Source organism: Embleya scabrispora, assembly GCF_002024165.1.
GTDB lineage: Bacteria > Actinomycetota > Actinomycetes > Streptomycetales > Streptomycetaceae > Embleya > Embleya scabrispora_A.
Map to the genome: position 1 here is coordinate 4234983 of NZ_MWQN01000001.1, position 10018 is coordinate 4245000.

At 75.1% G+C, this 10018-nt stretch carries 8 protein-coding genes (1 of these 8 running past the window's edge); 7 read left to right on the top strand and 1 reads right to left on the bottom strand.

The window, feature by feature from the left end; genetic code table 11:
- Window positions 1–92: 92 nt before the first annotated feature.
- Entirely contained in the window at window positions 93–3848 is a 3756-nt protein-coding gene (locus B4N89_RS18740; protein WP_078976972.1) for a glycosyltransferase family 2 protein, read from the top strand.
- Complete coding sequence (locus B4N89_RS18745; protein ID WP_078976973.1) at window positions 3845–5314, top strand: DUF5719 family protein; 1470 nt, start codon at window positions 3845–3847, stop codon at window positions 5312–5314. The genes B4N89_RS18740 and B4N89_RS18745 overlap by 4 nt, the downstream gene beginning before the upstream one ends.
- Before the next feature lie 84 nt (window positions 5315–5398).
- On the opposite strand, the gene B4N89_RS18750 is transcribed toward B4N89_RS18745, so the two are convergent.
- Entirely contained in the window at window positions 5399–5764 is a 366-nt protein-coding gene (locus tag B4N89_RS18750; RefSeq protein WP_078976974.1) for a metallopeptidase family protein, read from the bottom strand.
- Between the two features lie 266 nt (window positions 5765–6030).
- Between B4N89_RS18750 and B4N89_RS18755 the strand changes: the two genes are divergently transcribed.
- From B4N89_RS18755 to manA, 5 genes are all read left to right on the top strand, one after another.
- Window positions 6031–6405, top strand: coding sequence for a DUF3499 domain-containing protein (locus B4N89_RS18755; protein ID WP_174861553.1), 375 nt, complete (start codon window positions 6031–6033; stop codon window positions 6403–6405).
- A 106-nt stretch (window positions 6406–6511) separates the two neighbouring features.
- Window positions 6512–7882: a phosphomannomutase/phosphoglucomutase gene (locus B4N89_RS18760; protein WP_078976976.1), complete on the top strand. Its 1371-nt coding sequence runs from the start codon at window positions 6512–6514 to the stop codon at window positions 7880–7882.
- A gap of 103 nt (window positions 7883–7985) precedes the next feature.
- Window positions 7986–8171 (top strand): Trm112 family protein, encoded by a 186-nt coding sequence (locus B4N89_RS18765; protein WP_078976977.1) that lies wholly within the window; start codon window positions 7986–7988, stop codon window positions 8169–8171.
- Window positions 8168–9349: an SIS domain-containing protein gene (locus B4N89_RS18770; RefSeq protein ID WP_078976979.1), complete on the top strand. Its 1182-nt coding sequence runs from the start codon at window positions 8168–8170 to the stop codon at window positions 9347–9349. The genes B4N89_RS18765 and B4N89_RS18770 overlap by 4 nt, the downstream gene beginning before the upstream one ends.
- Before the next feature lie 2 nt (window positions 9350–9351).
- On the top strand, window positions 9352–10018 hold the 5' portion of the coding sequence (gene manA, locus B4N89_RS18775; RefSeq protein WP_078976982.1) for a mannose-6-phosphate isomerase, class I. Its footprint extends 572 nt past the window's final position; the window shows 667 of its 1239 coding nt (coding positions 1–667); the start codon lies at window positions 9352–9354; its stop codon lies beyond the right edge, outside the window.

A 10018-nucleotide genomic window follows, 5' to 3' on the forward strand; every position in this document is an offset into this window, starting at 1 on the left:
GAGGTGCCCGTCGCGTAGTGTGTGGGCCGTTCGGCCGGATGCCGGACCGCTGGTACCACGCCGCTACGAGCCCCCCGGGGTCCCCGCACTCGATGTCACTTTTCAGCCATCAGTCGGCATACGCGCAAGCTCCGGCTTTCCCACGGCACATCGTCACCGCGATCCTCGTCGCCCATGACGGGGCCCGCTGGTTGCCCCGCACACTGACCGGCCTGCTCGGTCAGGAGCGCCCGGTCCAGCGCGTCGTCGCGGTCGACACCGGCAGCACCGACGCCTCGGCGGGTCTGCTGGAGGACGCCCTCGGCCGGGACTCGGTGCTGCACACCGAGCGACGGACCGCGTTCGGTGCCGCCGTGAGCGAGGCCCTGCGCGCCGCGCCGCACCTGGACCCCGCGTCCCTGCCGTACCGCACCGACACGTACGACGTGTCGGATCCGTACGGCGACACCGACGAGGACCGCCCGCCGAGGTCGACCGAACCGGTCGAGTGGCTGTGGCTCCTCCACGACGACAGCGAACCCGCCCCCGACGCCCTGCACCTGCTGCTGCGCGCCGCCGACGAACTGCCCTCGGTGGCCATGCTCGGCCCCAAGGTGCGCAGTTGGTACGACCGCAGGCAACTGCTCGAAGTCGGCACCACGCTCACCGGCAGCGGCCGACGCTGGACCGGTCTGGAGCGCCGCGAGCAGGACCAGGGCCAACACGACGCGATCCGCGGCGTGCTCTCCGTCTCCAGCGCCGGCCTGCTGGTGCGCCGCGACGTGTGGGAGAGCCTGGGCGGCTTCGACCCGCGCCTGCCGCTCTCGCGCGACGACACCGACTTCGGCTGGCGCGTCAACGCCGCCGGGCACCGCGTGGTCGTGGTCCCGGACGCTGTGGTCCAGCACGCCGAGGCGGCCACGCGCGAGCGCCGGCCGATCGACGTCGCCGCGAACCGACCGCACCGCGTGGACCGCGCGGGCGCCGCCTTCACGCTGCTCGCGAACACCTCCGGCGCCGGCTGGCCGCTGCTGTGGCTGCGCCTGCTGTTCGGCGGCCTGCTCCGCAGCCTGGGCTACCTGCTCGGCAAGCTGCCCGGCATGGCGCTGGACGAACTGCTCGGCACCGTCTCGGTGTTGCTCCGCCCCGCCGGCTTCCTGTCCGCGCGGCGGGCCCGGGCCCGCACCCGCACCATGTCCGACAAGGACCTGGGCGACCTGTTCCCCAGCCGCGCGGCCACCGTGCGGCACGCCGCCGAGGGCCTGATCGGCGACCTGCGGCGCAGCGAGGAACCGGAGAACCGGTCCGGCCGGCACAGCAGCGCCGAGTCGGGCCCGGTCGACGAGGACGCCGAGTCGCTCGACACGGAGAACTTCGTCAAGCTGCGCGTGCTGATGCGCCGCCCCGGCCTCTCGCTCGCCGTCGCGCTCGTCCTGATCACCCTGTTCGCCGCCCGTGATCTGCTCTCCGGCGGCAGCCTGTTCGGCGGCGCCCTGCTGCCCGCGCCCGAGGGCGCGTCGGACCTGTGGGACCGCTACGCCGACACGTGGCACGGCGTCGGCTTCGGCGAGGCGGCGAGCGCGCCGCCCTACGTCGGCGCGCTGGCCGCGTTCGCCACGCTGCTGTTCGGCAAGGCCGGCACGGCGGTGGCGGTTCTGCTGATCGGCAGCGTCCCGCTGGCCGGGATGAGCGCCTACCTGTGTTCGCGCCGCCTGGTGTCCGCGCCGGGCGTGCGGGTGTGGGGCGCGTCCGCGTACGCACTGACCCCCGTCGCCACCGGTGCGATCGCCGGCGGCCGGATCGGCACGGCCGTCGCCCTCGTCCTGGCCCCCGTGGTCGCGCGCGGCGCGGCCCAGGTGCTCGGCGCGGGCGACCTCAAGGCGTCCATGCGCGCGGCCTGGGCCACCGGCCTGGTGCTTGCCGTCGTCGCCGCGTTCACCCCGCTGCTCTGGCTCGCCACGGCGCTGCTCGCGCTGATCGCCGTCGCGGTGTCCTTCGCCGGACTGCTCGGCCCGCGTCCCGGCATCGGCCTGCTGCTGCGGCTCGGCGTGGTGCTGGGCACCCCGCTCGTGCTGCTCGGCCCGTGGACCCTGGCCCTCGCGGGCAAGCCGGCGCTGTTCCTGAGCGAGCCCGGCCTGGCCGGCGACGCGCTGGCCGAGAAGGGCACCAGCCCGATCGGCCTGCTGCTGCTCGACCCGGGCGGCCCGGGCACACTGCCGGTCTGGCTCACCGGCGCGCTGCTGCTCGCCGCGCTGGCCGCGCTGTTGCGCGACTCGCGTCGGGCCGCGGTGCTCGGCGCGTGGGCGGTGGCCCTGGTCGGCCTGGTGCTCGCGGTCGTGGTCAGCCACGCCGAGGTCACCGTCGAGGCGACCGGCGCCAAGGTGCCCGCGTGGCCCGGCGCGGCCGTCGTGGTGATCGCGCTCGGCTACGTCACCGCGGCGATGGTCGGCGCCGAGGACGCCCGCACCCGGGTCGCGGCCGGCAGCTTCGGCTGGCGGCAGCCCACCGCGGTGGTGCTGGCCGTGGTCGCCGGCCTCTCCCCGCTCCTGGCCGCCGGGACCTGGCTGTGGAAGGGCGCCGACGGCCCGCTCGAGCGGCGCGACCCGGTCGTGGTGCCCGCGTTCGTGGCCGAGGAGGCCACCGGCGCGCGCCACCCGCGCACCCTCGTGCTGACCTCGCCCGAACCGGGCAACGTCAGCTACACGATCGTGCGCGGCTCGGGTCCGGCGCTCGGCGACGCCGAGCTGGCGCCCAAGGCGTCCACCTACCGGCGATTCGACGCCTTCCTGGGCAAGTTGATCGCCGGCGGCGGTGGCGCGGACGCGAGCATGCTGGCCCCGTACGGCATCGAGTTCATCCAGCTCAAGCCGCCCGTGGGCAGCGAGTTGACCGCCCGGCTCGACGGCACCCCCGGCCTGGCCCGGGTCGGCGCCACCCAGGGCGCCACGCTCTGGCGGCTGCAATACCCGGTCGGGCGGGCGCTGATCGTCGACCCCGACGGCAAGGCCAAGGCCCTGCCGACCACCCGCGAGGGGGTGTCCACCCGGATCGAGGCGGGCCCGCAGGGGCGGATCCTGCGGCTCGCCGAACGCGCCGACTCCGGCTGGCAGGCCACCCAGGGCGGGAAGAAGCTCACCGCCCGCACGCTGGACGGCTGGGCCCAGGGCTTCGAACTGCGCCCCGAGGCCGGCCGGCTCGAACTCACCCACTCCTCGGGCGGACACGGCATCTGGCTGCTCGTACAGGGCCTCCTCGTGGTGGTCGTGTTCGTCATGGCGCTGCCCGCCCGCCGGCGCGGCACCGACGACGACCTGCCCGAGGCCGCCGCGGCGCCGGTCGCGGCGGGCGGCGCGGGCGAGGGCGGCGGGCGGCGCGGCCGGCGCAAGGCCGAGCCGGCCGAGCCGGTGGAGGTGGCGGAGGCGGTGCCGGTCGCGGCGGCCGCCGACGGGCTCGACGCGTACGGATTCCCCCGGTTGCCCGAGCAGCGCGCCGACCCGGCCGAGGCGCCGGTGCCGGTCGAGGCCTGGCAGGGCACGCCCTACGACGGCACCACGACGCCGGCGTACGAGCAGTACCCGCAGCAGGACTACGGGCAGCAGTACCAGGACTATCCGGACTACCAGGGGTACCAGTACGACCAGCCGGCCCCGGGGGCGCCGGACGGCTCGGACGCGGCGGGCTCCTTCGGCTGGACCGGGCAGCCGTACCAGCAGCCGCAACAGCAGCCCGCCTACGACGAGTACGGCAACCCGCTGCCCCCGCAGCAGTACGACCCGACCGCCTACCAGGACCCCGGCACCGGTCGGCCGCCCGAGCCGCGCTCGGGTGACGATCCGTGGCCGCCGTCCCCGCAGGGAGACCGCCCGTGAAGCGCACCACCCTCTCCCTGGCCGCCGTCGTCGCGCTGCTGGCCGTCGTCGTCGGCCTGGCGGTCGTGACCCGCCCGACCGAGAGCAAGGCCGCGCCGCCGCCCGCGGCGCCGAGGGTGACGGTGCAACAGGCCGAGGTGTCCTGCCCGTTCGTCCGCCAGCTGCCCGGCAGCTCGACGGTGGTATCCGCACTCGCCCCGCCCGCCCAGGCCGGGGCGGGCGGCGGCGAGGCGAACGTCGTCGAACTCGGCGACCGGACCAAGGTGCGCACCAAGGTCGAGGCTCCGGGCAGGCTCGCGAGCGTCGGCGTGGACAACACCGACGTGCCGCCGCTCCTGGGCACCGCCTCGGGCGCGTTCGCCCCGGGCTTCGGCGCGGGCGCGGTCACCCGCGTGCCGAGCAACGCCGGCCGCGGGCTGGCCGGGGTCACCTGCGAGGCGTCCACCACCGACCGCTGGTTCGTCGGCGCCGCCACGACGGACAACCGGGAGGCGTACCTGTACCTGTCCAACAGCCGGGACACCCCCGCCGTCGTCGACGTGGAACTGTTCGGCCGCAACGGGCCGATCGAGTCCGAGGCCGGTCGCGGCATGTCCCTGGCGCCCGGCGCCTCGACGGCGATCCTGCTGCGCACGCTCAACCCGAGCGCGATCGAGCCCGGCCTGGCGGTGCACGTGATCGCGCGCTCCGGGCGGGTCGGCGCGGCGATCCGCGACCAGGAGGGGGCGGTCGGCACCGACTGGCTGCCCTCGACCGGCGCCCCGGGCCGCAACCTGGTGATCACCGGCCTGCCGGCGATCACCGGCGACGCCGGCAACGTGCAGCTGATGCTGTTCTCGCCGAGCGGGGAGAGCACCGACGTGCAACTGTCCGTCGCGGGCAAGGTGAACACCTTCAAGCCGGTCGAGCACGAGACCACCGAGGTCAAGGGCAACAAGCTGACCGTGTTCGACCTCGGGCCGGTCAACCGCGGCGACGCGGGCGCGCTCCGGCTGGTCTCCGGCCGCGCGGACATCATCGCCGGCGTCCGGGTGGTGCAGGGCGCCGGCACCGACGCGGAGGTGGCGTTCCTGGGCGCCACCCCGGAGCTGACCGGCCGCGCGGTGATCGCGGAGAACCGCACCGGCGGCGCGGTCGCCACGACCGTCACGCTGACCGCGCCCAAGGGCCCGGCCAAGGTCAAGCTCACCGCGTTCGGCGACAAGGGCGACCCGGTCTCCGCCGACGTCGAGGTGCCCGCCGGCACCACCCTCCAGGTCAACGCCCCGGCCCCGGCCGGCGCCACACGGTTCGCCCTGGTCGCCGAACCGCAGGCCGGCTCGCAGCCGGTGCACCTGGCCCGCACGGTCACCGAGACGATGAACAAGACCACCGCGTTCACGGTGCAGCCCTTCGTACCCGGTGTGGAGACCGTGGTGGTGCCCAACGCCCGCCAGGACCTGTCCCTGCTGGTCCCGCAGCGCTGAGATCCGCGCCGACCACATCTTCGCGAGACGACGAAGGCCCGGGCCCCTCCAGCGGGGTCCCGGGCCTTCGCGGTTCCGGCGCGCTCAGTCGTCGGGGTCGATGGTGTCCGGATCCATCCCCAACAGGTCCGCGACCTGCTCCACCAGCACGTCGTTGACCAGCATCTCCAGCTCCGCCCGACCCTCCGCGCGCAGCTCCAGCGGGCGCCGGTACAGGATGATCGTGGCGGGCACGGCCTTGGTCGCCGGCACCAGCCGGCCCAGCGCCACCGCCTCGTCGCCGTTCACCGCCGTCTCGGCCTCGGGCACGTCCAGAACCGCGAAGCGGACCTCCTCCAATTGCGGCCAGCGCTTGGCGAGCCGTTCCACGACATCGGCGGCGAGGTCGTCGAACCGCTGCGCGCGGGTCAGCGCGATCGGCACGGGGGGCGGGGCGAGCGGGCCGCGCATGCCGCGGCCGTGCCGGTCGCGCCGACTGCGACGGCGCGAGTCGCGCTCGCGGGGGGAAGAGGGCACCGAGTGCTCGTTGTGCACGGCACGAGCTTAGGGCCTGGCCGCCCGATCCGGACCGGTCCGCGCCGCCCCGTCGAAGGACGGCGCGGACCGCCCCGAACGGGTGTCCCCATGCCGCCGACATCCTGTGAGGAGCGACACGTGAGTCACACCGCACCCGGATACCACGCGGGTTCGGCCCGCTTGCGGTACCGTCCATCGTCGTGAGCCCTGTACGTCGCTGTTCGCGGACCGCCTGCGGCCGAACCGCAGTCGCCACGTTGACGTACGTCTACGCCGACTCCACGGCCGTCCTGGGCCCTCTCGCGACCTACGCCGAGCCCCATTGCTACGACCTGTGCGCCGAGCACTCGGAGCGGCTGACCGCGCCGCGCGGCTGGGATGTCGTGCGCCTGGCGCCGGACCCGAGCGCGGGCAAGCCCAGCAGCGACGACCTGGAGGCGCTGGCCAACGCGGTGCGCGAGGCCGCCCGCCCGCCGCAGCCTCCGCAGCCCGCGCCCGAGCCGCCGGACCGCGACGGCCGTCCCGAGACCGGCCGCCGGGGCCATCTGCGCGTTCTGCGCTCACCCGAGAGCTGACCGCCGGCCGATAGGGTCTGAGGCGTCGTCCGCGGGGCAGGGGTCGACGGACAACGGCCAACACCGCGGCGAATCGGGACCGCGGTCGAGCGAGTGGAGTCTTCGGGTGCGCGACCTCTCCCAGATCGTGAAGGCGTACGACGTGCGGGGCGTGGTCCCCGACCAGCTGGACGCCGACACCGCGCGGGCACTGGGCGCGGCATTCGTCCGGGTCACCGGGGCCGAGGCGATCGTGGTCGGCCGGGACATGCGGCCCTCCTCGCCCGAGTTGTCCGGCGCGTTCGCCGAGGGCGCCGCGGCCCAGGGTGCCGACGTCACGCTGATCGGGCTCGCCTCCACCGACGAGCTGTACTTCGCCAGCGGCAGTCTGAACCTTCCCGGCGCGATGTTCACCGCGAGCCACAACCCGGCGCAGTACAACGGCATCAAGATGTGCCGTGCCGGCGCCGCCCCGATCGGCCAGGACAGCGGCCTGGCCGACATCCGCGCGCTCGCCGAGGCCGGCGTGCCCGACTTCGCCGGCACGCCGGGCACGATCGGCGAGCACGACGTGCTCGCCGACTACGCCGCGCACCTGCTCGGCCTGGTCGACCTGACCGGCATCCGGCCGCTGAAGGTGGTCGTGGACGCGGGCAACGGCATGGGCGGGCACACGGTGCCGACCGTGCTCGGCGCCGCGAGCGGGCTGCCGCTCGAGATCGTCCCGCTCTACTTCGAGCTGGACGGCTCCTTCCCCAACCACGAGGCGAACCCGCTGGACCCGAAGAACCTGGTCGACCTCCAGGCGAAGGTCCGCGAGAGCGGCGCCGACCTGGGCCTGGCCTTCGACGGCGACGCCGACCGCTGCTTCGTGGTCGACGAGCACGGCGACCCGGTGTCCCCCTCGGCGGTGACCGCGCTGGTCGCGGTCCGCGAGATCGCCCGGGCGAAGGCCAACGGCGAGGCGCGGCCGATCGTCATCCACAACCTGATCACCTCCCGCGCGGTGCCCGAGATCGTCGCCGAGCACGGCGGCGAGGCGGTGCGCACGCGGGTGGGCCACTCGTTCATCAAGGGCGAGATGGCCGAGACCGGCGCGATCTTCGGCGGCGAGCACTCGGCGCACTACTACTTCCGCGACTTCTGGCGGGCCGACACCGGGATGCTCGCCGCGATCCACGTGCTCGCCGCGCTCGGCGGCCAGGACCGCCCGCTGTCCGAGTTCGCGAGCGAGTACGACCGCTACCCGGCCTCCGGCGAGATCAACAGCGAGGTGCTCGACCAGGCGGCGGCGACCGCGCGGGTGCGGGCCGCGTTCGCGGACCGGCCCGGGGCCGCCGTGGACGACCTGGACGGGATGACCGTGGTCGCCGACCGCTGGTGGTTCAACCTGCGCGCGTCCAACACCGAGCCGCTGCTGCGGCTGAACGTCGAGGCGGACGACGAGCCGACCATGATCGCGATCCGTGACGAGGTGCTGGCACTCGTCCGGGACTGACCGGTCGGCTCGGTAAGGTGATGGGTTCAATCGGACGACTGCCACACCGGACCCGGACGAACAGGTACGAACGGTACGAACAGTCGGAAATGTGGGAGATGTCGTGAATCTGGAACCGTCGCAGTTGGCGATCCTGACGTGCCCGGTCTGCCACGCCTCGCTGCACCGGGACGGGGACGCCGCGCTGGCCTGCGACGACTCCGCCTGCGGGCTGGTGTACCCCGTCGTCGACGACATCCCGGTACTGCTCGTGGACGAGGCTCGCCGGTCGGGCACCGATCGGGCATGAACATCCTCGACGAGGCCCTGCTGGACGACCAGGACGGCATCGCCCGGGCCGACACGGCGGAGACCCTGCGGGCGCTGGCCGGTGCCGGCGCGCAGGTCCGCCGGGCCGTGCAGGCCGCGCGCGAGGCGCTGCCCGCGGCGATCGCGCCCCGGGACCGGCCGCGCACGGTGATCCTGTCCGCGCCCGCGTACGGGCCGCTCGGCCATGCGCTGCGCGCGGTCACCGGCACCGACGCGGCGCTGCCGGTGATCCTCGGCGCGGGCGGCACGCTGCCCGGCTGGGCCGGTCCGATGGACCTCGTGTTGGCGGCCGGGCGCGGCGACGAGCCGGGCCTGATCGACCTCGCCGGCCAGGCCTACCGGCGCGGCTGCCAGACGGTCGCGGCCACGCCCGCGGGGTCGCCCCTGGACGCCGCCGTACAGCAGAGCCGGGGCGTGGTGGTCCCGGTCCCCGTCGACGCCGGCTCCGTGGGCACGGCCGGCTACGCCGACGAGACCGTGTTCGCGGCGCAGACCGCCTTCTGGCCGCTGTTCACCGCGCTGCTCGCGATCACCGGCGCGTGCGGCGCGAGCGCGTTCACCCCCGGCGACGGCCTGGCGAGCGTGGACGCGATGGCCGACCGCCTCGACGAGACGAGCGCCCGCTGCCGGCCCGCCGCGGAGGCGTACCTCAACCCCGCGAAGGGCCTGGCCGGCGCGATCGCCGGCACCATCCCGGTCGTGTGGGGCGCGGGCGCCGTGGCGGGCGTGGCCGCCGAGCGCTTCGCCACGATGCTCACGGGTGTGGCCGCCGCACCCGCGCTGTCCGGTCCGCTGCCCATCGCCGGCCGCTACATGGACCGGGTCTTCCAGGCGGGCGAGGCCGGTACCGCCGACGACCCCGACGACTTCTTCCGCGACCGGGTGGACGAGCCCGACCCGGTGCGGATGTACCCGGTGCTGCTCGTCGACCACGACGACCCGGCCGCCGCCGGCCCCGCCGACCACGCCCGCCGCACCCTGGGCGCGCTGGGCCGGGCGGCCGTCGGCGAGGTCGGCGCCCGCGGCGGCAGCCCCGTGGAGCGGCTGGCCGAGCTGATCGCCGTCACCGACTTCGCCGCCGTCTACCTGGCCCTGGGCACCGGCGTGGGTCCCGCCGCGCCGGGGCTGTTCCCCTGGACCGAAGGTGGACCCCGCTAGCCATGGACCGCCTTCTCAACCGGATCCGCGCCAACGCGTGGGGTTCGCTTACGGCCATCCCCGAACTGCTCGGCGTCGCCCCCACGGGCGAGCCGCAGGCCGAGCTGTGGATGGGCGCCCACCCGGGCGCGCCGTCCCGGGTGGATCGCGGCGCCGGGGCCCGCTCGCTGGTCGAACTGATCGCCGCGGACCCGGCCGGCGAGTTGGGCCCGGACACCGCCGCCCGGTTCGGCCCGCGCCTGCCGTTCCTGCTCAAGGTGCTGGCCGCCGAGGAACCGCTGTCGCTCCAGGTGCACCCCGACGCGGTCCAGGCCCGACAGGGCTTCGCCGAGGAGGAGGCGCGCGGCGTCCCGATCGACGCGCCGCACCGCAACTACCGCGACTCCAGCCACAAACCGGAGATGATCTGCGCGCTCGGCGACTTCGAGGGCCTGGTCGGCTACCGCGAGATCGCCGAGACGCTGAAGCTGCTCGACGCCCTCGACGTACCCGAACTGACCCCGTTCGCACGGGCGTTGCGCAATCCGGACGAGGAGGCGGCGCTACGCGCGGCGACCACGCACGTGTTGATGCTGCCCGAGCGCCTGCGCACCACGGTGGTGGACGCGGTCGCCGCGGCCTGCCGCCGACTGGCCGCGAACGGCTCGCCCTACGCGGAGGCGTGCGCCG

Coding starts and splice junctions, on each gene's coding strand:
- B4N89_RS18740 (WP_078976972.1), top strand. CDS start 93: ATGTCACTTTTCAGCCATCAGTCGGCATACGCGCAAGCTCCGGCTTTC.
- B4N89_RS18750 (WP_078976974.1), bottom strand. CDS start 5,764: ATGCGCGGCCCGCTCGCCCCGCCCCCCGTGCCGATCGCGCTGACCCGC.
- B4N89_RS18770 (WP_078976979.1), top strand. CDS start 8,168: ATGAACATCCTCGACGAGGCCCTGCTGGACGACCAGGACGGCATCGCC.